Here is a 23,560-nt window from a genome sequence, read left to right as displayed (position 1 = left end):
AGGCTCTGGCGGGAGCGGACCGCTGAACACACCGCTCACATGCTCAATGCAAGCCCGAGCAAAACCGATGCGTGTGACAACTCTGCTATCATCTCTGATCCTTGGAGCCACAACCATGACCGTGAGCGCAGCGCCCAACGTCGCTACCGATCCCGATCTCGATCCGCAGGTCAGAGCCTTCTTGGTGCAACTCAACAAAGATGCGAGCCCGTTCTGGGAACTGCCTCAGCCAAAGCCGCAGGACATCCTGAGCGGGCTGCAGAACCAGACGCCGGTCGACATGTCCGGCGTGACCACAACGAAGCGGACCGTCAGCAAGGACGGCCGGGAGGTCAAGCTCTACATCATGAGGCCGGAGCACGCGACTGCCAGACCGGGCGTGCTGCTCTTCATCCATGGCGGTGTGTGGATCGCCGGCAACTTCGACAATCACAAGCGACTGCTGCGCGACCTGGTCGTCGGCTCCGCCCAGGTCGGGGTGTTCGTCGAATACACGCCGTTGCCGTCCGGCGTCTATCCGACGCAGCTCGAGGAGATCTATGCCGCGCTGGAATGGGTCGCCGCCAATGCCGGCGAACTCGGCGCCGATGGCAGCCGGATCGCCGTGGCCGGCAATTCGGTGGGTGGCGACATGACCGCTGCTCTCACCCTGATGGCAAAGGACCGCAACGGGCCGAAGATCAGCTATCAGGTGCTTCTCATTCCCGCGACTGATGCGAGCGTAGACAGCCCCTCCTATCGGGCGTACGGCGAGGACCGTTTCCTGCCGCGCGCGTTCATGAAATATGGCTGGGACCGCTACGCGCCGGATGCCAAGGCCCGCGACAACCCCTATGTCTCGCCCCTGCGCGCCAGCGTCGATCAGCTCAAGGGCCTGCCGCCGGCGCTGGTCATCACGGCCGAGAACGATCCGCTCCGCGACGAGGGCGAGGCCTATGCCCGCAAGCTCAAGGAAGCCGGCGTGAGCGTCGACGCCGTGCGCTACAACGGCACCATTCACGATTTCGTGCTGCTCAACGCGCTGCGCACCGTCTCCTCAACCGAAGCTGCGATCCGGCAGACGGCCGATGGAATCCGCAGGCATCTCGCCCGCTGACGAGCCCATGGCACGCGGCCAGCGCTTGCTCCGGTGCTGGCGGCGTTGCGCGGGATCGTCCAAGTGAATTCGATCCGAGCGCAACGACCGGTGCCGAACTCTGCGAGCACGCGGTGCGTCACAAAGTGACGCACCGCAGAGCCGGGACCCGAAGCTTTTGCCCAAGCTGCCTGCGCAGCCGGACTTACGCCGCGGCCTCGTAGTTGACCGCGGTCTCAGCGATCTTGGTCAGCGTCTCGTCGGTCTTTCGCTCTTCATTCAGCGTCTGGTCGAGCAGCTTGGCGACCTTGGGCAGGTTGAGCTTGAGCGCCCAGGCCTTCAGCGTGCCATAGCGTGACATCTCGTAGTGCTCCACCGCTTGGGCAGCGGCCAAGAGACCGGCGTCGAGCGCCTGCGTCCCCTTGTACTCGTCCATGATCTCCTTGCCCTCGTCGATGATGCCCTCGATCGCATCGCACTTCTTGCCGCGCGCGGGCTTGCCGAGCATCTCGAAGATCTGCTCGAGGCGCTCGATCTGGCCTTCGGTCTCGTCCTGGTGCTTGAGGAAGGCGGCCTGCAGCTTGTCGGACTGCGCGGCCTTGGCCATCTTCGGCAGGGTCTTCAGGATCTGCTTCTCGGCGTAGTAGATGTCCTTGAGGGTATCGAGGAAGAGTTCGTTGAGGTCCTTGTCGGCAGGCATGGTGTGCTCCTTGAGTGTTGTGAGCCGACAACCAGAAAGCCACACCCTGGTTCCTGCCCTCGGTTACCACGGCACAAATTCATTCGGGACGGCCGCCATTCTCGCTCGAGCCCCTTGTAACAAAACCGTCACGCGGCAAAACTAAACCTGTCCCTGCGGCAACACGCCGCGATTCCGTTTATGGCTTTCAGGAGTTTTCGATGCGCCGCCCGCTCGTGCTGCTGTGCGCTGGACTGACCCTCTTGTCGTCCGGTGCTGCATTCGCGCAGAACGCCACCCCCCATAATCTGATCCTGTTCATTCCCGACGGCCTGCGGTCGCTGAAGGTGACGCCGGAGACGGCGCCAGCCATGGCCGGCGTTCGCGACAAGGGCGTCAACTTCAAGAATTCGCACTCGCTGTTCCCGACCTTCACCATGGCCAACGGCTCGGCGATGGCGACCGGCCATTATCTCGGCGACACCGGCACGTTCTCGAACACGATCTTCACCGGCTACACTTCGGTGCCCGCGGGCGACACCGTCGTGCCTTTCATCGAGAACGACGCCGTGCTCGGCGACATCGACGAGCATTTCAACGGCGACTACCTCAACGAGGACACTATCCTGAAGCTCGCCCGCAAGGCCGGCTATTCGACCGCGGCGATCGGCAAGCTCGGCCCGACCTATCTGTTCGACCACACCGGCTGCCCCTGCAAGCCGGGCGCGACCTCCTCGATCGTGATCGACGATTCCACCGGCGGCAAAGCCGGCGTGCCCCTCACCGACGAGATCAAGGACGCCCTGACCAAGGCCGGGCTGCCGACCGCGACACCGTCGCGCGGCGACAACGGCAAGGCCGGCGACGCCAAGACGCCGGGCACGACCTCCGCCAACGTCGCCCAGCAGGCCTACATGGCCGACGTCGCCACCAAGGTGGTGCTGCCGATGTTCAAGGCGCGCAACAAGCCGTTCGTGCTGGTGTTCTGGTCGCGCGATCCCGACGGCAGCCAGCACAATCACGGCGACAGCCTCAACACCATCACGCCGGGCATCAACGGCCCGACCTCGATGGCCGGCATCAAGAACGCCGACGACAACCTGGCGGCGTTGCGAAAGGCGCTCGACGACCTCGGGCTGGCCGCATCGACCAACATCATGGTCCAGGCCGACCACGGCTTCTCGACCATCTCCAAGGAGAGCAAGACCAGCTCCTCGGCCCAGGTCAGCTATGACGACACGCCGAAGGACTTCCTGCCCATGGGCTTCCTGGCGCTCGATCTGGCCAAGGCGCTCGACCTGCCGCTGTTCGATCCCAACGACAAGAACGCCGCCGTGCCCGCCGGCAAGCACCCGAAGGCCGGCAATGGCGTGCTCGGCAAGGACCCGACCAAGCCCGATCTCGTCGTCGCCACCAATGGCGGCTCCGACCTGATCTATCTGCCCAACAACGACAAGAAGCTCGCCCGCCGCACCGTCAAGGCGCTGCTGGCGCAGGACTACGTTTCCGGCATCTTCGTCGACGACAAGCTCGGCGACATCCCCGGCACCTTGCCGCTGTCGGTCGTCAACCTCGACGGCAAGGCGGTGACGCCGCACCCGGCGATCGTGGTCAACTTCCGCTCCTATGTCGCGCCCGGCTGCGACGCGCCGAGCAACTGCCAGGTCGAGGTCGCCGACACCGTGCTGCGCCAGGGTCAGGGCATGCACGGCTCGTTCGGCCGCGGCGACACCTACAACTTCATGGCGGCCATCGGTCCGGACTTCAAAGCGGGCTTCGTCGATCCCCTGCCCGTCAGCAATGCCGATGTCGGCATCACCGCGGCCAGGCTGCTCGACCTCAAGGTAGCTCCCAAAGGCAAGTTGATCGGCCGCGTCATGACCGAGGCGATGCCGAACGGCGCGACGCCAAAGGCCTCGTCCGACGTCGTCAAATCAGACCCGGCCGCCGGCGGCCTGCGCACCGTGCTGAAGCAGCAGCGCGTAGGCCAGCAGCGCTATTTCGACGCTGCCGGCTTCCCCGGCCGCACCGTCGGCCTGGACGACGAGGCGCCGAAACAGAAGGCTGCCGCGAAGTAGGCGGAAACAAAAAGAGCGCGATGACATCATCGCGCTCTTCGAATTCGCTCCGATGGATGGGCGCAAGGCGCTCACATCCCGATGTCGATCATCGACGGCAGCTGCGCCAGCGGCAGCACGGAGACGCCGACGATCGTCGCGACCATGGCCCGCAGGACGCGGTTGCTCTGGCGCTTGCCGCGCATGCGCTTGGCGACCCATTCCAGCGCATCGGTGCGAACGCCGCGCGCATTGGCCGGCGCCCAGCTCTCGATCGCTGTCTCCGGCGCCAGCGCGACGCTGCGCGGCGGCACCGGCAGGCCGGACGCCGCGGCGGTGTGATGCGCGACCGCCTTGGCGAGCAGATCCTCGAAGCGGCCGTCGTCCTTGCGCTCGGTCGCGGCGGCGTCGATCTCGAACAGCGCCTCGGCCTCGTCGCGGCTGACCGGCGCGTCGTTGATCGCGGCGGCAGTCAGGATGCGCGCGCACCATGCGACGTCATCGGCATCGAGCACGCGGGAAAAGTGCACGCGTCCCGCAGTGGTCGGGCCTTCACCCGTGATCACGCCGTCGCGCACGATGCCGAGCGCGGATGCAGCGGTCTCACAACAGGACGGCTCGAGACCATCGATGGTTTTTGGTGCAGAGGTAGCCATGTTCTCTTCTCAGTTGCTGTGTTGACCCACCTTGTCGGCGCGCGTCTGAACGAGTGGTTAACGGTTCGAAACGGCCTTGTGGGTTTTTGTATCGGTTGCCCATTTGCCGCAGTGACCTCGATCACGGTTCAAAGCCGGGGCGTCAGGGGGCGGCGTGTTGCGACCGAGACATGGCGAAATCTGGGCAACCGGTAGTCTCACGGATGTTTCGTCGCACCGCGGGAACTCAAAAGAAGTTGTTGCGCGCGTGAGTTTTGGCGGAATTATTTTCTCTTTTCCGTCAACCCGTTCCCATAGAGAGCGGTATTTCCTATAGTGCTTAGAAGAATTTATCCGCTGTTTGCAATGACACGAGGACTAGCATGGCTCTCCAAATCGGCTCCACCGCCCCGGACTTCGAGGCACAGACCACCGAAGGCAAGATCAAATTCCACGACTGGATCGGCGACAGCTGGGCGCTGCTGTTCTCGCACCCGAAGGATTTCACCCCGGTCTGCACCACCGAGCTCGGTGCGCTCGCCCGGCTGAAGCCGGAATTCGACAAGCGCGGCGTCAAGCTGATGGGCCTCTCCGTCGACCCGGTCGACAAGCATGCGCAATGGGCGGAGGACATTCGTGAGACGCAGGGCGCGGCGCCGAACTACCCGATGATCGGCGACACCGACTACAATGTCTCCAAGCTCTACGACATGCTGCCGGCTGCCGTCTCCGGCGATCCCGCCAAGCGCAGCGCGGCCGACAACCTGACCGTCCGCAACGTGTTCATCATCGGGCCCGACAAGAAGATCAAGCTGATCCTGGTCTACCCGATGACCACGGGCCGCAACTTCCAGGAAATTCTCCGCGTCATCGACTCGCTGCAGCTCACCGCCAAGCATCGCGTCGCCACGCCGGCCGACTGGACGCAGGGCGAGGACGTCATCATCGCCGGCTCGGTGTCCGACGACGAGGCCAAGACGATCTATCCGAACGGCTGGAAGGCGCCGAAGCCCTATCTGCGCGTGGTGCCGCAGCCGAAGTAACGCCAGCGAACGAGGTTTGCCGACATCATCCCGGGACGCCTCGTCGAGGCGGACCCGGGATCCTGAGATACCGCCCTCGCGCTCTGCGCCTCCCGTAATGATGATCGGCTAGCCCCGCGGCGTCGCCCAGTCTGCGATCAGCAGTCCGACCGTGGCCGAGACTGCGGTGACGAACACGCCCCAGCTGATGTCCAGCGCGACCACCGCCCAGGTCCACTGTTTGAGCATCGCGAGCGAGGTCAGCTCGAAGGTCGCGTAGCAGAACAGCCCGAACAGCGCGCCATACAGCAAAGTGGAGCGCCACGTCGCCTCGCTCTGGCCGCTGACGAAGACCAGCACGCCCGCGACATAGACCAGATAGAACAGCATCGCCGGCAACGGCCGGACCTCGCCCAGCATGTCGCCGACCTGCGACTGGAAGAAGCCTCTGGCGACGATGGCGAGAAAAGGAATGTCGAACCCGAGCAGCACGGCGAGGGTCGCCAGATAAAGAACGACGGTTCGGCTCATGCACGGCTCCGCTGACCTGGTTCGCGGGTCGACGCTTCAGGCCGGCCCGGGTTGCCTCGCATCAACCAGGCGCAGATCAGCCGCGACGCTTGGTCTTGGCCTTCTTGCCGCCCGGCGCCTTCGTCCGCGAGGATCTGTCTGAGAACGCCTGTCCAGTGTGGCTGGACTTGTCGCGATGCTTGTTTTTCTTCGCGAAGGCCGGCTCATGGCTGGATTTCGACGGGCCGTCGCGGTGCGGCTTGCTGCGCGGCTTGGCGTCCTTACCGGCCCGCGGCTCATCACGTCGCAGCGGATGGTACGCGGTCTCGTTGTCCTCGCGCCGCGGCGGCCGCTTGTCCTGCCGCGGCCGTTCCGGTGCGCCCTGCCCCGATGGCGGTCCCGACAGCGTCTCGATGCGGATGTTATCCTCCTTGTCGGGACGGCGGATGTTGGCGGCGAAGGCGTCCGCAACGCGCGCGGCGATTTCGAACTCGGTCGTCGTCTCGGAAATCTTGATGGCGCCGATGTCGTGCTTGTCGATGCCGCCGCGGCGGCAGATCATCGGCAGCAGCCAGCGCGCCTCCGCATTCTTCTTGCGTCCGATCGCCGCGCGGAACCAGACGCTGGGCTCGCCCATGCCGTGGCGTGCCGACGGCTTGCCCGTCTTCGTTCGCGGAGCCGGCGGGCGATCGTCGCCACGCGCCGGCCTCACGATGTCGCGACCGCGATCGGGGCGCGAGCGGCCGTTGTCCTGGCCTGGATCGAGAATGTCCTCTGGCGACGGCAGCCGGGCGCGATAGAGCCGCGCCAGGGCCGCGGCGATGTCCTCGGGAGAGCGCTCCGCGAGCAGGGCCTGCGCGAGCGCCAGATCTTCCGGTGTCGTCTCCTCGGTGAAGACCTGATCCTGCAGCATGCGCTCCTGATCGAGCTTGCGGATGTCCTCGGCCTGCGGCGTTGCGCCCCAGACGGCATCGATGCCGGCCATGTTCAACAGCACTTCCGCGCGCCGCCGCCGGGCCGGCGGCACCAGCAGGACGCTGACGCCCTTGCGCCCCGCACGGCCGGTGCGGCCCGAGCGATGCTGCATCACCTCCGGATCATTCGGCAGTTCGGCATGAATGACGAGATCGAGCTTGGCGAGGTCGATGCCGCGCGCCGCCACGTCGGTGGCCACGCAGACCCGCGAGCGCCCGTCGCGCAGCGACTGCAGCGCCAGCGTTCGCTCGTTCTGCGTCAATTCACCGGACAGCGCGACCACCGAGAAGCCGCGCTCCAGCAGCGCCGCCTGCAGATGCCGCACGGCCTCGCGCGTGTTGCAGAACACGATCGCGCTGGGAGATTCGTAGAAGCGCAGCACGTTGACGACCGCGTGCTCGACATCTCCGGACGCGATGCGGATGGCGCGGTACTCGATGTCGGCATGCCCGCCTTCGTCGCCCTCGACCTCGATCCGGAACGCGTCGTCCTGATATTCCTTGGCCAGCGCCACGATGCCGCGCGGGAAGGTCGCCGAGAACAGCAGGGTGCGGCGCGTCTCCGGCGTGGTCTCGAGGATGAACTCCATGTCCTCGCGAAAGCCGAGATTGAGCATCTCGTCGGCCTCGTCGAGCACCACGGCCTTCAATTCCGAGATGTCGAGGCGGCCGCGCCGCAGATGATCGCAGAGACGCCCGGGGGTGCCGACCACGATGTGGGCGCCCGCCTCCAGTTCGCGCTGCTCGCGGCGCGGATCCATGCCGCCGACGCAGGAGACGACCCGCGCGCCCGCGTGTTGATACAGCCAGGCGAGCTCGCGATGGACCTGCAAGGCAAGCTCGCGCGTCGGCGCCACGATCAGCGCCAGCGGCGCAGCCGCCCGCTCGAACCGCTCGGCCTCGCCCAGCAGGTCTTTCGCCATCGCCAGCCCGTAGGCCACGGTCTTGCCCGAGCCGGTCTGGGCCGAAACCAGGAGGTCGCGATCAACGGCGTCGTCCGCCAGCACCGCAAGCTGAACGGGCGTTGGATTGTCGTAATTGCGCTCGGCCAGGGCGCGGGCGAGCGGCGGATGTGTCGCGGGAAAGGGCAATTGACGGAAAACCTCGTTTGATTCGGATGGCTTTACGCCATGCCGAGCGAAATCACCATGCCCGCCCGCACCCGATCAACGCGGCGCTCCCCACCCCCGGCTGCGCGCTATTCGTCGCTCCACGGCCAGTGCCAGTGGCGCCAGCCCCAATTGCGCGGCCCGCTGGCATCCATCGCCGCCTTCTGCTTGTCATCGAGCGAATCGTAGAGCGCCTGAAACGCCGGCCGTACGGTCTTGATCGCCTGCTGCATGGCATCGAGGCGTTGCTCGACCAGGGCAAGGCGGTCGGTGGCCTTGACCGGCGGCGTGGCCGGACAGTCCTTGGTGATCAGTTCGGCCGCCTTGGCCGACGCCGCCTTCAGCTCGTCGAGACGCGCCCGCTGCGCCTCGGTGGGCTTGATGGCCGCCTCGATCTGCGACATGCGCCATTCGGCGAAGCCCGCCATGCGGGGATTGCAGAGAAAGCCGAACCCTCGGCCGCCCATCATTCCCGGCCCCATCATCATGCCCGGGCCCCAGCCCGGTCCACCAGAGCCTGGTTGGGCAGCCGAAGGCGAAGCGGCCGCCATCACGACGGCGGCGGCCAGCATGAGCGCACGGATCTGGACTCGCATGGCGAAACTCCCTTGCTGTGGTATCGCTGTATGCGTGCAACCTAAGCGGCCGGCGACATCACGGCTTGAGCAAGATCAATGGAGCTCCCGGTTGCCGGAGACGAAGCCTGACGCGACGGTTCGGTGACGGTCAGATTTTTCGATTTCGCCGAAGTTTTCTATTTCGCTTTTTCGAAAACAATGTATGATCCGCGTCGTCCTGCCCCATGCAGAGGGACGTACGCGTCGTCACGAACGTCGGTGCGGGATGCGGTGGCCGCGAGCCATGCCGGACGCGCTTTTCAGCGCAGACGACCGGCATGATTGCGGACGTGAAGTCGCAGCGTCCTGACACCCCGAAGCTGGTGTCACGTTCGTGCCGATGCTGACGCATCGCGCGGATCATGGTGGCCAAACAGCCCGGCGCACCAGGGAGACTGCGTATAAGCGTGAAGACCATCGCGCAGGGAATGCCGGTGATCGGCTTTACCTGTGGTTCCTGCCGCCTGCATTTTTTTCGCAGGCGGGCCATGGGTGAGGCCTTCACCCGGCATTCCCTGCACCCTCTCGTTTGAGAGAGGGTGAATGAGGCCGCAGAACTCGGGCTAATCATGCCGCGGGAACGCGAGGTCATGTTTGGAGCGCTCGCTCAACATGCGCGCTGTCATTCCGGGGCGCGCGGAGCGCGAGCCCGGAATCCATACTCCCGATCGTGTTTATGGATTCCGGGCTCGTCGCTTCGCGCCGCCCCGGAATGACGGCTTGGAGAAGATCATCCGTCTCATACTCATCTTCACGCGCATGAACATGACGATGTCTGGAGCAAACAATCGCCCACGATCAGCAAGGTTGAGCGCTCACCCCACCGCGACTTCAAGTCCGCGCCGCACCAAACGCAGAGCAGCAAACTGCTTCTCCACTGGCGCAATGGCATGGGACTTGCTCAACTCGCACATCAATTCGTCGCTTGCGGAGACATGGAATGCTTGAAGGAGCCGAAGTCCGGCTGGCCGTCGATATCGGCGGCACGTTCACCGACATCGTTCTCGACATCGGCCGTAAGCGCCGGACGCGCAAGCTGCTGACCACGCCGACGCAGCCGGAGCAGGCCGTGCTGGACGGCACCCGCCTCATCCTTGCCGACGCCAAGGCCCACATCTCAGACATCGACGTCTTCATCCACGGCACCACGCTTGCGACCAACGCCATCATCGAGCGCCGCGGCGCCAGGACGGCGCTGATCGCGACGGAAGGCTTCCGCGATGTTCTGGATATTGGAACTGAGAGCCGCTACGACCAATACGATCTCTCGATCGACAAGCCGAAACCGCTGGTGCCGCGCAGCCTTCGCTTCACCGCGCCCGAGCGCGTCGATGCTCATGGTGACGCCAGACTGCCGCTCGACGAAGCGGCAGTGCGTGCGCTGGCGCCGCAGCTGCGCGCGCAGAATGTCGCCAGCATCGCCATCGCATTCCTGCACGCCTACGCCAATCCCGCCCATGAGCGGCGGGCGGGCGAGATCCTGGCCGAGGAGATGCCAGGCGTCTCGATCACACTCTCCTCGGCCGTCTGTCCCGAAATCCGGGAATATGAGCGCACCTCGACCGCGGTCGCCAACGCCTATGTGCAGCCGCTGATGGACAGCTATCTCGCGCGCATGGAGCAGGCGCTGAGGATCGAGCAGTTCCGCGGCGCAATTTATCTGGTCACCTCAGGCGGCGGCGTGACCTCGATCGCGACGGCGCGGCGCTTTCCGGTGCGCCTCGTCGAGTCCGGCCCGGCCGGCGGCGCCATCTTCGCGGGCCAGATCGCAGCTACGCTCGGCGAGCGCAAGGTGCTGTCGTTCGACATGGGCGGCACCACCGCAAAAATCTGTCTGATCGAAAACTTCGAGCCGGAGAGCTCGCGCGTGTTCGAGGTCGACCGCGCCGCGCGCTTCCTGAAAGGCTCAGGCCTGCCGGTGCGCATCCCCGTCATCGAGATGGTCGAGATCGGCGCCGGCGGCGGCTCGATCGCGCGCATCGATGCGATGAAGCGCGTCACAGTGGGACCGGAAAGCGCCTCCTCCGAGCCGGGACCTGCCTGCTACGGCCGCGGCGGCCTGCGTCCCGCGGTGACGGATTCCGACGTCGCGCTCGGCATGATCGACCCGGATGCCTTTGCCGGGGGCACCATCAAGCTCGATCCCGAACTGTCGAAGCAGGCTCTGCTCCGCGACGTCGGCGCGCCGCTCGGCTTGAACGCGGAGACAGCTGCCTACGCCGTGCATGAAGTGGTGTGCGAGAACATGGCGAGCGCAGCACGCGTCCACGCCGTCGAGCGCGGCGCCGTGATCGGCCAGCACACGCTGATCGCGTTCGGCGGCGCTGCGCCGCTGCACGCCGCCCGGGTCGCCGAGAAGATCGGCGTGTCCAGGGTGATCGTGCCGTCCAATGCCGGCGTCGGCTCGGCGGTCGGCTTCCTCGCCGCGCCGATCGCCTATGAGCTGGTGCGCAGCCGCCATGCGCGACTGGATGATTTCGACACGGCGCTCGTCTCCGGCTTGCTGCAGGAGATGGCGGACGAGGCCCGCGCACTGGTCGAGCCAGGTGCGGCCGGCGCACCGGTGCGCGAGCGCCGCGCCGCTTTCATGCGCTATGTCGGCCAAGGCCACGAGATCAGCGTCGAACTACCCAACCGTCCTCTGACCGCCGACGACCTGCCCGCCCTGCGTACAACCTTCGAGGCCGGCTACGCCGCTTTGTTCGAGCGCCCGATCCCGGGTGCCGCGATCGAGGTGCTGAGCTGGTCGGTGCTGGCGACGACTGACGCGCACCAGCCGCCCGCCGTCCCCGCAGTAACGCGCAAGCCCGAGGGCAAGGCCGCCGGCCACCGCAAATTCTTCGACGGCCGCGCCGGGCACTTCATCGACATCCCGCTGTATCGCCGCGAGCAGATGGCGCCCGGTGCTGTGATTGCCGGACCCGCTGTCATCGCGGAGGACGAGACCTCGACCTTCATCTCCAACAGCTTCGATGCGCATATCGACGGTGCCGGCAGCATCGTCATGGAACGGAAGGCGGCCTAACGATGAGCTCATCGCAAACCAGCCTGATCGACCTGCAGATCATGTGGCACCGGCTGATCGCCGTGGTCGAGGAGCAGGCGCAGGTGCTATTGCGCACAGCCTTCAGCCCGATCGTGCGCGAATGCGGCGACCTCTCCGCCGGCGTGTTCGACTTGAAGGGACGCATGCTGGCGCAGGCCGTCACCGGCACGCCGGGCCATGTCAACTCGATGGCGGAGTCGGTGAAGCACTTCATCACGCACTTCCCGCTTCATACGATGAAGCCGGGCGATGCCTACATCACCAACGATCCCTGGATGGGCACCGGCCATCTCAACGACTTCGTCGTCACCACGCCCTGCTTCAAGGACGGCCAGCCGGTCGCCCTGTTCTCGTGCACCAGCCATCTGATGGACATCGGCGGCATTGGCTTCGGCCCTGATGGCACCGACGTGTTCATGGAGGGGCTGTACATCCCGATGCTGAAGCTGATCGACCAGGGCGTCGTCAACGACACGCTGATGGCGATGATCCGCGCCAACACCCGGCTGCCGGTCGATACCGAAGGCGACACCTATTCGCTCGCCGCCTGCAACGATGTCGGCTGCCAGCGCCTGGTCGAGATGATGACCGAGTTCGGCATCGCCTCGCTGGATGAGCTCGGCGACTATGTCTGCGACCGATCGCGCGAGGCCGTTCTCGCCGAGATCGCCAAGCTGCCGAAGGGCACCTGGCGCAACGAGATGGTCGTCGACGGCTATGATGCGCCGGTGACGCTCAAGGCTGCGCTGACGATCTCGGAGAGCGGCATCCACGTCGACTTCGACGGCACCTCGCAAGCCTCGAAGTTCGGCATCAACGTGCCGCTGTCCTACACCACGGCCTACACGGTTTTCGGGCTTGGCTGCGTGGTGGCCTCTGACATCCCCAACAACGCCGGTTCGCTGTCGCCGCTCACGGTCTCGGCGCCCTCGGGCGCGATCCTGAATGCGCCGAAGCCGGCGCCGGTCGCCTCGCGCCATGTCATCGGGCAGATGCTGCCCGACGTCGTATTCGGCTGCCTCCGCCAGATCATCCCCGAGCGCGTGCCGGCGGAAGGCACCTCCTGCCTGTGGAATCTCAACGTCCGCGGCCAGACCCGCTCGGGCGCTGGCGGCAATTACGGGTTCTCGATGGCGGTGACGTCGAACGGCGGCACCGGCGCGCGCTACGACAAGGATGGACTGTCGGCGACCGCCTATCCCTCAGGCGTGCGTGGCACGCCGGTGGAGATCGCCGAGACGCAGACGCCGCTGATCTTCTGGCGCAAGGAGCTGCGCCCGGATTCCGGCGGCCCCGGCCGCACCCGCGGCGGCCTCGGCCAGATCATCGAGGTCGGCAGCGGCGTCGACGCCCCGTTCGACATCCTCGCCGCCTTCGACCGCATCGACCACCCACCCCGCGGCCGCGACGGCGGCCACAATGGCCAGGCCGGCTACGTCGGGCTCAAGTCCGGCCAGAAGCTGCGCGGAAAGGGTTTCCAGACCGTACCGCCGGACGACCGGCTGGTGGTGCTGACACCGGGCGGCGCGGGCATCGGCGATCCCAGGGAGCGCGCCGCAGAGCTGGTGCGGAGCGATGTCGAGAGCGGTCTGGTGTCGGCGGAGAATGCTACGGCGGTCTATGGGCAGGCTCGGTGAGATGATCATCCTCTCCTGCACTCTCAATGTTGATTTGAGCCGCGCTGTCGCGGCGATCTCCACCCCGCCCCGCTTGCGGGGAGAGGTCGGATTGCATCGAAGATGCAATCCGGGTGAGGGGGTACAGGTCTCACCACGAACACTCCCCGTGCGTCTGCCCCTCACCCCAACCCTCTCCCCGTGAAGAACGGGGAGAGGGAGCGCAGCGCGGTCGCGGCGCCCGCTAAGGATCCAACTAACAACAAGGCCCAGCTCACAACGAAACAATTCAACACACCGACATCCCGACCCTCGCATTTCAACAATACCGGAGACACCCATGATCACGCGACGGACGTTCACGGCAGGTGCAGCCACCCTGCTCGCCAGCACCCAGGTCCCGACAAAGGCACGCGCCGCGACGACCAACTGGGACATGTCGACTGTCTGGCCCGACGGCAATTTCCACACCCAGAACGCGATGGCGTTCGCCGAGGCGGTCAAGACGCAGACCAATGGTGCCGTCGTCATCACGGTGAAAGCCGGCGGCCAGCTCGGCTTCAAGGGCCCGGAGCATCTGCGCGCGGTGCGCGACGGCCTGGTGCCGCTCGCCGACGTGCTCAACATCCAGCAGGTCGGTGACGAGCCATTCATGGGCGTCGAGAGCATCCCGTTCCTGTGCAGCTCGATGGACGAGCTCAAGGTGCTGCACAAATATGTGCGGCCCGAATACGAAAAGGTCGCCGCGCGCAACAACCAGAAGATCCTCTACATCGTGCCGTGGCCGACGCAGTACCTGCACCTCAAGGCCAAGGTCGCCGACGTCGCGGGCCTGAAGAACATCAAGATCCGGGTGCCCGACAAGAACGCGGTCGACATGCTCAACGTGATCGGCATGGCGCCGGTGATGATCCCCTGGGGCGAGACGATCCCGGCGTTGGCCTCGGGCGCGGTCGCGGGCGTCTCCACCTCGGCGGTGTCGGGCGTCGACGGCAAGTTCTGGGAGTTCCTTAAATACATCTATCCGACCAACCACGTCTGGTCGTCGCAGATGCTGACCGTCAACCTCGATTCCTGGAAGGCACTCAGCGCCGAGCAGCAGAAGACGATCACTGAGGTCGCGGCGAAGATGGAGCCCGGCTTCTGGACCAACTCGCTCAAGGCCGACGCCGACAGCCTCAGCCGGCTGAAGGAAGGCGGCATGGAGGTGGTGCCGGTCTCGGACGCCATGATGACGGAGATTCGCGGCAAGACCGCCCCGCTTCTGGAGACGTTTATCAAGCGCGTGCCGGCGGCCGAGCAGCCGGTGAAAGCCTATCTCGCCGAGATGAAGCGTGGCTGAGGGTATCGCCGTGGCGAGCGTATCGCCCCCCGCACAGCAGAGTCTCAACGCCGCAGCGCCAGCGCCGCTGCGCATCCTGCTCGACGGCATCGATCGCCTCGGCCGGCTCGACGGCTGGATCGGCGGCGGCTGCCTGCTGACCTTGACGGGCCTGATGCTCGCCGAGGTCACGACACGGGCGCTGTCCAACGTGCTGCCGTTCTTCCCGCCGACGATCTCGATCGCCTGGGAATACTCGTCCTACCTGATGGCGGCCTCGTTCACCTTCGGCGCCGCCATGACGCTCCGGGTCGGCGGTCACATCCGCGTCGTGCTACTGCTGAAGAACGTGCCGGCCCCGCTGCAGCGCGCACTGGAGGTGCTGGCCGCGGCCGCCGGCTTCGCTTTCATGACGTTCCTCACATGGGCGATGACGAAGTTCGCGTGGGGATCGTTCGTCCGCGGCCAGGTCTCGACCTCGAGCGACACGCCGCTATGGTTTCCGCAGGCCGTCGTCACCTTCGGGATGCTGCTCCTGACCCTGCAATTCCTCGCCCGCGCCATCCAGGCCGCGCTGGGCCTGCCGCTGGAGGATCACCGGATGAAGGCGTCGCCGGTCGAATGAGGGGACGATTGTACATCGAGTCGATCATCTCGCCGCTGGTGGCAGCCGACCTTCGTAGTTGTCTGCTAACTAATAGGAGAGTTCTCGCCTCGCATGCGGTGCGCTCCCTCGCCCCGCTCTTGCGGGGAGAGGGGTGGGGTGAGGGGCAGACGCACGGGAAGTGTGCGTGGAGAGACCTGTACCCCCTCAACCGGATTGCATCTAACGATGCAATCCGACCTCTCCCCGCAAGCGGGGCGAGGTGGAGACGTGCTCGCCGCGCGAGGTGTACCCACCTCGAGCATTCAGCGGGTGACCGCTCGGCCGGCCCCTCCTCGGCCCGCCCCATCCCGCCCGCCCCCCTCACCGCGGACACCCTCGCCCCATGACCATCGAAGTCATCAGCCTGTTCGTCATCCTGTTCGCACTGCTGGCCGGTGGCCTGTGGATCGGGCTCACGCTTGCCTTCACCGCGACCCTGCTGCTGGCGATGTTCCGTTCGATCCCGCTGGACAAGCTGCTTCCGCAATATGCCTGGAACATCTTGACCACCCAGGAGCTGCTGGCGCTGCCGCTGTTCATCCTGATGGGCGAGTTGCTGTTCCGCACCCGGCTGTCGCGCTCGCTGTTCCAGGGCCTGGCGCCATGGGCCGGCCTGCTGCCCGGCCGCCTGCTGCACGTCAACGTCATCGGCTGCACCATCTTCGCGGCCATCTCAGGCTCGTCGGCGGCAACCACGCAGGTCATCGGCCGGATGTCGCTGAACGAGCTGCTGCGCCGCGGCTATTCGCGCGACATCGCGATCGGCTCGCTCGCCGGCGCCGGCACGCTCGGCTTCCTGATTCCGCCGTCGAACATCATGATCATCTATGGCGTGCTCGGCGACGTCTCGATCCTGAAGCTGTTCACCGCCGGCGTGCTGCCGGGCCTGCTGCTGGCCGGCACCTTCATGGGCTGGGTGATGCTGCACACGACGCTGAAACCGGCAATGGTGCCGAAGGCCGAAGCGCTGCTGTCGCAGGTGCCGTGGGCCGAGCGCTTTGCCGCGCTGAAGGACCTGGCGCCTGCCCTGTTCCTGATCGCCTGCGTGCTCGGCTCGATGTATGGCGGCCTCGCCACCCCCTCGGAAGCCGCAGCTGTCGGCGTGCTGGGCGCGGCGCTGGTGGCCTATTTTCAGGGCGCAATGTCGCGACAGGTCGTGCGCGACGTGATGATCGGCTCGGTCATCACCTGCTCGATGATCGCGCTGATCGTGCTCGGCGCGTCTATCCTCGGCAACGCCGCGGCGTTCCTCGGCATTCCGCAAGCCGTGGCCGCCTTCGTGAAGGGCCTCGGCCTGTCGCCGTTGATGCTGATCGCCGTGCTGATCGTGTTCTACCTGATCCTCGGCTGCTTCCTCGACGGCTTCTCGATGATCGTGATGACCCTACCGATCGTGCTCCCGATCGTGAAGGGCGCCGGCTTTGACAAGGTCTGGTTCGGAATCTTCCTGGTGCTCGCCGTCGAGATGGCCCAGATCACGCCGCCGGTCGGCTTCAACCTGTTCGTGATCCAGGGCCTGACGGAGGACGGCCTGGGCTACATCGCCCGCGTGACCGCCCCCTATCTCGCCATCATGATCGCCTTCGTGCTGCTGCTCACCCTGTTCCCGGGCATCGTGACCATCCTGCCACGATTGCTCTACGGGTGAGCCGCCATGTCAGGCGGCGCGCATGCCGTCGAGGAACTTCTGCACCTCGGCCTTCAGCCGCAGGCTCTCGCTGGACAGCGCCTGGGCCGAGGCGAACATCCGGTTGGAGCTTTCGCCGGTCTCGCCGGCCCCGCGCGCCGCGCTGCGGATGTTGTTGACGACCTCGGCGGTGCCGGTCGCCGCCGAGCGGACGCTCTGGGTGATGTTCTGCGTGGCGGCGCGCTGCTGTTCGACGGCAGCCGAGATCGACGCGGCGATGCCGTTGATGCGCTCGATGGTCGAGCCGATCGCCTTGATGGCGTCGACCGATTCCTGCGTCACGGTCTGCATGTTGGCGATCTGGCTGGAGATCTCCTCGGTCGCCTTGGCGGTCTGGCCGGCCAAGGTCTTGACCTCCTGGGCGACCACCGCGAAGCCGCGGCCGGCATCGCCGGCGCGGGCGGCCTCGATGGTGGCGTTGAGCGCCAGCAGGTTGGTCTGCTCGGCGATCGAGGTGATCAGCTTGACGACGTCGCCGATGCGGTTGCCGGCGTCGGACAGCTCCTTGATGCGCTGGTCGGTCGCGGTCGCCTGGTTGACCGCCTCGGCGGCGATGGCGTTGGACTCCTGCACGCGGCGGATGATCTCGGCGATCGAGCCGGACAGCTCGTCCGATGCAACGGCCGCGGTGCGGACGTGCTCGGACGCGGTTTCCGAAGCGCCGGCCGACTGTCCCGACAGGTCGGCGGTCGTGCGCGCCGTCTGGGTCAGCTGGCGCGCCTCGCGCTCGAACTCACCCGACGAGGTCAAGACGTTCTCGATGATGCCGCCGATGCTGGCCTGGAAGGAATCGACGAAGCGCTGCAGCTCGGCCTTGCGCTGCTCGATCCCCGCGGCCAAGGACGCCGTCTGCTCCTCGCGCATCCGGCGCCGCTCGCTGGCGGCACTGCGGAACACGACCAGGCTGCGGGCGATCTCGCCGATCTCGTCGCCACGGTCGTCGGACTTGATCTGGACGTCCTCGCGGCCCTCGGCGATGGCGGTCAGCGCCTGCGTCACGGAGGTCAAGGGCTTGGTCACGCGCCGCACGACCAGCAAAGTGAGGCCGAGCACGAGCATCGCGGCGATGGCGGCTGCGACGATCATGGTCTGCATCGCCTGCGACAGCATGGCGTCGAGCTCGGCCATGGGAACGCCGACATAGAGAATGCCGATCACCTTGCTCGCGGCATCGGTGACGGGGAAATACGCCGTCATGAACGGCTTGCCGAACAGCGTCGCCGGTCCCTTATAGGCCTCGCCGCGACGCAGCAGCGCCTGCGCCGGGTGATCAGCGGCGAGCTGCGTGCCCACCGCGCGGTCGCCATTCTCCTTCTTCACGTTGGTGGAGCGGCGCACGAACTGGCCGTTGCCGTCGACGACGAACAGCGTGGCGCTGCCGCCGACATAGGACACCGCGCGGTCGACGATCGCGTGATCCTTGATCTCGGGGATTGCCGGAATCTCGATACGCGTGACGACGCCGTTCTGCACGCTGACCTTGGCGTCCTTGAACGTCTCGCTGAACGTCAGCGCAAACGTGCGCAGATTACCTTCGATGTCGCGTTTGGCGCGGTCGGTGAAATCGGAGGACAGCGACCAGTACGCTGCGCCGACCACGAGAGCTGTGTTCAGTGCGATCACGACAACGGCGCCGATCAGCGCCTTGGTGCCGAGCTTCAATTTGACGGACACGAGATAAACCTTCCAGGGGAACTGCAACTGAATCTCAAAGTGCCCGTAGTTGGTTTCGAAGCAGTTATTTTCCGGAGCGTAGAATACCGGAACCCCCACCAAAAACGGCAATAAGATACCTGAATATGTCGTCTTCCCCCATCATCGTATGGTTTCGCGAGAGCCTGCGGCTATCTGACCACCCCGCGTTGTATACCGCAGCGATGTCGGGCACTCCCATCGTTTGTAGTTACGTGTACGATCAGGAAAGCCCTGCGTTGCGTTCGCTCGGCGGCGCCACGCGCTGGTGGCTCGCGCAATCGCTGCGTGCACTTCAAGGCGAACTACACACGCTCGGCGTCGAGCTCGTGATCCGCCGCGGCCCCGCGGCAAAGGTGATCGGTGCGCTGGCGCGTGAGACCAACGCCGGCGCGGTTTACTGGAACGATGTCGCGCAGGCCGAACCGCGTGCCGTTGCCGCGGACGTCGAGGTTGCGCTCGACGCGATCGACGTGAAGTCACGTGTGTTTGCCGATGATCTGCTGGTCGATCCGGCCGAGTTGCGCGGCAAGGAGGGACGCGGCCCGCGTGTGTTCACGCCGTTCTGGAAGCGCGTGCTCGCCTTGGGCGATCCGCCGAAGCCGCTGCCGATTCCAGCCAGGCTGTCGTCGCCCCCAGGTGTGGCGAGCCTTGCCATCGATGAGCTCGGGCTGGAGCCGACCCGCCCCGATTGGGCGGGCGGCCTGCGCGCGACGTGGCAGGCCGGAGAGCGCGCGGCGCAGGAGCGCCTTGGCAAATTCCTTGAAACCGCGGTGCGCAGCTATGCCGCCGATCGCGACCGGCCGGACATCGACGCAACCTCGCGCATGTCGCCGCATCTGCGGTTCGGCGAAATCAGCCCGCGCCAGATCTGGCACGCCGCACGTTTCGCGGCGGAGGAGCACCCCGCCTTCGCACGGGGGATCGAGAAATTTCTGAGCGAGCTGGGCTGGCGCGAGTTCAGCCGCCATCTGCTTTACAACAATCCCGATCTCGCCACCCGCAACCTGCAGGCGTCCTTCGACGCTTTCCCCTGGGCGCAGAATGATGCAGCGCTGCAGGCCTGGCAGCGCGGGCGCACCGGCTATCCGATCGTCGACGCCGGCATGCGCGAGCTCTGGCATACCGGGAGCATGCACAACCGGGTGCGCATGGTCGCCGCCTCCCTGCTGGTCAAGCATCTCCTGATCGACTGGCGGCTTGGCGAACAGTGGTTCTGGGACACGCTGGTCGATGCCGACCCCGGCAGCAATCCGGCGAGCTGGCAGTGGGTGGCCGGCTCCGGCGCCGACGCTGCGCCCTATTTCCGCGTCTTCAATCCCGTGCTGCAGGGCGAGAAGTTCGATTCCAACGGCACCTATGTGCGGCGCTGGGTTCCAGAGCTGGCGCGGCTTCCTGCGAGCCTGATCCACCAGCCCTGGGCCGCCAAGCCGCTCGAACTCGCCGAGGCCGGCGTTGCGCTCGGGCGCTCCTATCCGGCGCCGATCGTGGAGCACAGGCACGGGCGCGAGCGGGCTTTGGCCGCTTATGCGAGCTTGCGCACAAGTGATTAGTTGGGGTCCGCTTTGACAGCAGAGAGAATCCAGCTATCGTTATGGGGTTTCCAACAAATCGGGGGACCCGATATGGACGACACTCCTCTCTCTGACCCTACCGTGACCGCGACGACCATGCCGGCCGAAGCACCGAAGGATCCGGTGACCACGACGGCGCCCAAGACCAGGCGCGCCGCCAAGAAGTCCGCGAAGAAGACGTCCAAGAAGGCTGCACCCAGGCGGGCCGCTGCCAAGGCCAAGAAGGTTGCGACCAAGAAGTCGGCCAAGAAGACGGTGAAGAAAGCTGCCAAGAAGGCTGCGAAGAAGACGGCCAAGAAGGCCACCAAGAAAGCCGCCAAGAAGACGAAGAAGGCCAAGCGCTGAACCCGCTTGGTTCGGGACTGAAGACCGACCATCGCCTTCACTGACGGTCTCGGCGAAACAATCCAGTGCCCGGTCGTGGGGACAATCTGGCGCTGGATTGTTTCGTGCGTTGTTCGATCTGCCCGCCACGTGACGCCATGAGGGAACAAGCCGAGATCCTGAGGAGGCCAAGCCGGATTGGTGCGATGCGAAGCGAACCGTGACCACCTGCTTCGAGATCAATTCGTGTCACCAGGAGTCAGGACAGGGATCGACGATCTTCCAGAGCTCGGCGCCGTTCTTGATCCGCTTCATCTCGGTGGTCAGCCCGCCATTGCGGCGGATCCAATCCTTCACGGTGTCGGGATAATAGGACATCAGCTCGGACGTCCCCTCGATGCTGGTGACCTTGATGCCGAAGGTGAACGCCTTGTCGTAATAGGCCTGATGGAAGCCGAGACTTGCCTTCGGCGTGACGCAGATCTTGTTGATCGGAACGATGCCGAACACCAGCGTGCAGGCGGAATTGCAGATGCCGTCGATGATCACGCGCTGACGCGTTTCCCGGATGTGCTTGTACTTGGCCTTGTACTCTTCGATGTAGCCGCCATGATCGCGCGTGATGTGCAGATCCGCACGCGCCGGTGTCGCGGCGACCAGGGAAAGCACGACGCAGGGGATCAGGCGGTTCATGGATCGGACGGGAAACCGGGTCTCATCTCGGCAAGGGCGCGGCAAGGCTCTGCAGCCCGATGCGCGGCGCATTGGACGGACCTTGCCACAAACTGGTTAAGCACGCCGAAAAGGCCAGAATTTTGACAGGACGGCCGCTTTCGCGCACCCTTTCCGCCCCTGTCGGGTTAGAACACCGGCCAGATGGCTGGCCTTAGCGTCATTTCCGGAGAAAAGACATGAGCAAGCTCGTATCCTTCGCCGCCGCTTTCATCGTCGCCGCAGCGGCCTTGGCTCCGGCGGCGTCGGAGGCACGCATCCACCATCGCCACCATCACCGCCATCACCATGGGCTGCCCTACGCGATCAGCTTTCTGCACAATTACGGCCCCGGTCCGATGCCGGGCACCTTTGCGTTCTATGACGGCCCCTCGACCAATCACTGCTACCAGAGCTCGTCCGCCTATATCGGCCAGGACAGGCGCCGGCATCCGTGCTTCTGACGGCGCCGAACGGCCCCTGCCCGCGCCTCTCCTGCTCGCAATCATGCTGGCGGTTGATGCGTTGCGAAGGCTGGCCTTGCCGGTTCAAGTCTGATATCCGGAGTCGCACGGAGATTTGGTCCGTCGGCACGCGCTCGTAGCTCAGCTGGATAGAGCATCGGATTTCGATTCCGAGGGTCGGGAGTTCGAATCTCTCCGAGCGCGCCAGGGCCACCTCCACCAAGCATACCCATCATCGATTTTCACTTCACTGAAAAGCCTATTCATCTCAAAGCTTTATTGATTCGCGGAGCGTCGTTTGTCACCACACGTCGCCGCTGGCCAACCTTCGCCCGACCGCCGTTACATAGGACACGAATTCCGGCCATCAGCCACGACGCTTTTCAGGCGAAGTCCGCCTGCGCGTGGAATTTGCGGGCCCACATCCGATCAGTCGGGGGCGTGTCAGCAGGAGCACGACCGCCTTCCCCCACGCCGGCCGAACCTCCGATTTCTGATCCAATCGTTGGCTGGAAGCGCTATCGCGTCTCGTTCCCGCGCGACAGGTCACTGTCCCGGCGGAAGCGGAGGTGGAGTCTGTCCCACACCTCGACCATCGCATCGACCAGCCGGTCCATCAGTGCGTCGTCGTGATACGGCGTTGGTGTGAGGCGTAGGCGTTCCATTCCTCGCCGAACCGTGGGGTAGTTGATCGGCTGGATGTAGATGCCGTGCTCCGACATCAGCAGGTCCGACGCCGCCCTGCACTTCTCGGGATCGCCGACATGCACCGGCACGATATGGCTCTCGCTCGGCATCACCGGAATATCTGCGGCGATCAGGGTGGACTTCAGGCGCGCGGCACGTTCCTGATGCCGGCTGCGCTCTGCCGTCGAGACTTTCAGATGCCGGATCGCGGCGGTCGCGGCTGCGCAGACCGGCGGCGGCAATGCCGTCGTGAAGATGAACCCGGGGGCGTAGGAGCGCACCGCATCGACCAGGTTCACCCCGGCAGCAAGATAGCCGCCGAGGCAGCCATAGGCCTTTGCCAGCGTGCCCTCGATAATGTCGATCCTTTCCATCACACCATCGCGCTCCGCGATGCCGCCGCCGCGCGCGCCGTACATCCCGACCGCGTGCACCTCGTCGACATAGGTCAGCGCGCCGTAGCGCTCGGCCAGATCGCAAATTCGATGCAGAGGCGCGATATCGCCGTCCATGGAGTAGAGGCTCTCGCACACGATCAGCTTCGGCCGTTCGGGATCGGCTGCGCGCAGCAGACGCTCGAGATGATCCGTATCATTGTGCTGCCAGATCTGCTTCTCGGCGCCGGCCTTGCGAACCCCCTCGATCATGGAGTTGTGGTTCAAGGCGTCGGACAGCAGCAGACACCGCGGCAGCAGCTTGGCGATGGTCGATATCCCCGCCTCGTTGGAAACATAGCCCGAGGTAAACACCAGCGCAGCCTCCTTGCCGTGGAGATCCGCCAGCTCCCTCTCGAGGGCGACGAGCGGGTGGTTCGTCCCCGCGATGTTGCGGGTGCCGCCGGCACCTGCGCCCATGCGCCACGCGGTATCGATCATGGCGCTGATGACCTTCGGGTGTTGGCTCATGCCCAGATAGTCGTTCGAGCACCAGATCACGACCTCGCGCTCGCCCTCCTCCGAATGCCAGATCGCGTAGGGATAGCGGCCCGCCAGCCGTTCGAGATCCGCAAAGACACGATAGCGTCGTTCCTGATGCAGCCGATCCAATGCCTCGCGGAACATCGCCTCGTACTCGGGAAGAAGGCCGGATGGCCGTATCTGGTAGTTCATGATGG

At 65.4% G+C, this 23,560-nt stretch carries 20 protein-coding genes and 1 tRNA gene; 12 read left to right on the top strand and 9 right to left on the bottom strand.

Annotation, left to right across the window (positions count from 1 at the left end; all coding sequences use genetic code 11):
* Positions 1-115 precede the first annotated feature (115 nt).
* Entirely contained in the window at positions 116-1,096 is a 981-nt protein-coding gene (locus tag S58_RS15255; RefSeq protein ID WP_015666232.1) for an alpha/beta hydrolase, read from the top strand.
* Between the two features lie 184 nt (positions 1,097-1,280).
* Here S58_RS15255 and S58_RS15250 read toward each other — a convergent pair whose 3' ends face one another.
* On the bottom strand, positions 1,281-1,775 hold the full coding sequence (locus S58_RS15250) for a YciE/YciF ferroxidase family protein (protein WP_015666231.1): 495 nt from the start codon (positions 1,773-1,775) through the stop codon (positions 1,281-1,283).
* Positions 1,776-1,975: 200 nt separating this feature from the next.
* Here S58_RS15250 and S58_RS15245 point away from each other — a divergent pair, with 200 nt between their 5' ends.
* The gene (locus S58_RS15245; protein WP_015666230.1) at positions 1,976-3,832 is read left to right on the top strand and encodes an alkaline phosphatase family protein; all 1,857 of its coding nucleotides are present in this window, start codon (positions 1,976-1,978) and stop codon (positions 3,830-3,832) included.
* A 71-nt stretch (positions 3,833-3,903) separates the two neighbouring features.
* Here S58_RS15245 and S58_RS15240 read toward each other — a convergent pair whose 3' ends face one another.
* Positions 3,904-4,467: a hypothetical protein gene (locus S58_RS15240; protein ID WP_015666229.1), complete on the bottom strand. Its 564-nt coding sequence runs from the start codon at positions 4,465-4,467 to the stop codon at positions 3,904-3,906.
* Positions 4,468-4,829: 362 nt separating this feature from the next.
* On the opposite strand from S58_RS15240, the gene S58_RS15235 reads away from it, so the two are divergent.
* A complete protein-coding gene (locus tag S58_RS15235) occupies positions 4,830-5,489 on the top strand; it encodes a peroxiredoxin (RefSeq protein WP_015666228.1) in 660 nt (219 codons plus the stop codon).
* Positions 5,490-5,597: 108 nt separating this feature from the next.
* On the opposite strand, the gene S58_RS15230 is transcribed toward S58_RS15235, so the two are convergent.
* From S58_RS15230 to S58_RS38145, 4 genes are all read right to left on the bottom strand, one after another.
* Positions 5,598-5,999, bottom strand: a complete 402-nt coding sequence (locus S58_RS15230) for a DUF2177 family protein (RefSeq protein ID WP_015666227.1) — start codon at positions 5,997-5,999, stop codon at positions 5,598-5,600.
* A 76-nt stretch (positions 6,000-6,075) separates the two neighbouring features.
* A complete protein-coding gene (locus S58_RS15225; RefSeq protein ID WP_015666226.1) occupies positions 6,076-8,043 on the bottom strand; it encodes a DEAD/DEAH box helicase in 1,968 nt (655 codons plus the stop codon).
* A 107-nt stretch (positions 8,044-8,150) separates the two neighbouring features.
* The gene (locus S58_RS15220) at positions 8,151-8,657 is read right to left on the bottom strand and encodes a Spy/CpxP family protein refolding chaperone (RefSeq protein ID WP_015666225.1); all 507 of its coding nucleotides are present in this window, start codon (positions 8,655-8,657) and stop codon (positions 8,151-8,153) included.
* A 130-nt stretch (positions 8,658-8,787) separates the two neighbouring features.
* Entirely contained in the window at positions 8,788-9,168 is a 381-nt protein-coding gene (locus tag S58_RS38145) for a hypothetical protein (RefSeq protein ID WP_160167598.1), read from the bottom strand.
* 450 nt (positions 9,169-9,618) lie between these two features.
* On the opposite strand from S58_RS38145, the gene S58_RS15215 reads away from it, so the two are divergent.
* The 5 genes from S58_RS15215 (at position 9,619) to S58_RS15195 (ending at position 16,955) form a co-directional block, all read left to right on the top strand.
* A complete protein-coding gene (locus tag S58_RS15215) occupies positions 9,619-11,703 on the top strand; it encodes a hydantoinase/oxoprolinase family protein (RefSeq protein WP_015666224.1) in 2,085 nt (694 codons plus the stop codon).
* A 2-nt stretch (positions 11,704-11,705) separates the two neighbouring features.
* On the top strand, positions 11,706-13,361 hold the full coding sequence (locus tag S58_RS15210) for a hydantoinase B/oxoprolinase family protein (RefSeq protein WP_015666223.1): 1,656 nt from the start codon (positions 11,706-11,708) through the stop codon (positions 13,359-13,361).
* Positions 13,362-13,680: 319 nt separating this feature from the next.
* Positions 13,681-14,682 (top strand): TRAP transporter substrate-binding protein, encoded by a 1,002-nt coding sequence (locus S58_RS15205; RefSeq protein WP_015666222.1) that lies wholly within the window; start codon positions 13,681-13,683, stop codon positions 14,680-14,682.
* A 10-nt stretch (positions 14,683-14,692) separates the two neighbouring features.
* Entirely contained in the window at positions 14,693-15,286 is a 594-nt protein-coding gene (locus S58_RS15200) for a TRAP transporter small permease subunit (protein WP_042340765.1), read from the top strand.
* 364 nt (positions 15,287-15,650) lie between these two features.
* Entirely contained in the window at positions 15,651-16,955 is a 1,305-nt protein-coding gene (locus tag S58_RS15195; protein WP_015666220.1) for a TRAP transporter large permease, read from the top strand.
* 9 nt (positions 16,956-16,964) lie between these two features.
* Here S58_RS15195 and S58_RS15190 read toward each other — a convergent pair whose 3' ends face one another.
* On the bottom strand, positions 16,965-18,668 hold the full coding sequence (locus S58_RS15190; protein WP_042340764.1) for a methyl-accepting chemotaxis protein: 1,704 nt from the start codon (positions 18,666-18,668) through the stop codon (positions 16,965-16,967).
* Between the two features lie 125 nt (positions 18,669-18,793).
* Between S58_RS15190 and S58_RS15185 the strand changes: the two genes are divergently transcribed.
* Together S58_RS15185 and S58_RS15180 are read left to right on the top strand one after the other, a co-directional pair.
* Positions 18,794-20,239: a cryptochrome/photolyase family protein gene (locus tag S58_RS15185; protein WP_083938594.1), complete on the top strand. Its 1,446-nt coding sequence runs from the start codon at positions 18,794-18,796 to the stop codon at positions 20,237-20,239.
* 72 nt (positions 20,240-20,311) lie between these two features.
* Positions 20,312-20,605, top strand: a complete 294-nt coding sequence (locus tag S58_RS15180) for a hypothetical protein (RefSeq protein ID WP_015666217.1) — start codon at positions 20,312-20,314, stop codon at positions 20,603-20,605.
* A 228-nt stretch (positions 20,606-20,833) separates the two neighbouring features.
* On the opposite strand, the gene S58_RS15175 is transcribed toward S58_RS15180, so the two are convergent.
* Positions 20,834-21,277 (bottom strand): hypothetical protein, encoded by a 444-nt coding sequence (locus S58_RS15175; protein WP_015666216.1) that lies wholly within the window; start codon positions 21,275-21,277, stop codon positions 20,834-20,836.
* A gap of 218 nt (positions 21,278-21,495) precedes the next feature.
* On the opposite strand from S58_RS15175, the gene S58_RS15170 reads away from it, so the two are divergent.
* The gene (locus S58_RS15170; protein WP_015666215.1) at positions 21,496-21,759 is read left to right on the top strand and encodes a hypothetical protein; all 264 of its coding nucleotides are present in this window, start codon (positions 21,496-21,498) and stop codon (positions 21,757-21,759) included.
* Between the two features lie 130 nt (positions 21,760-21,889).
* Positions 21,890-21,966: transfer RNA gene (locus tag S58_RS15165), tRNA-Arg, on the top strand.
* A gap of 311 nt (positions 21,967-22,277) precedes the next feature.
* Here S58_RS15165 and hemA read toward each other — a convergent pair.
* Positions 22,278-23,555: a 5-aminolevulinate synthase gene (hemA, locus tag S58_RS15160; protein WP_015666214.1), complete on the bottom strand. Its 1,278-nt coding sequence runs from the start codon at positions 23,553-23,555 to the stop codon at positions 22,278-22,280.
* Between the last annotated feature and the right edge of the window lie 5 nt (positions 23,556-23,560).

It is taken from the genome of Bradyrhizobium oligotrophicum S58 (assembly GCF_000344805.1).
Lineage (GTDB): Bacteria > Pseudomonadota > Alphaproteobacteria > Rhizobiales > Xanthobacteraceae > Bradyrhizobium > Bradyrhizobium oligotrophicum.
This window is presented reverse-complemented; position numbering and strand designations above follow the sequence as displayed.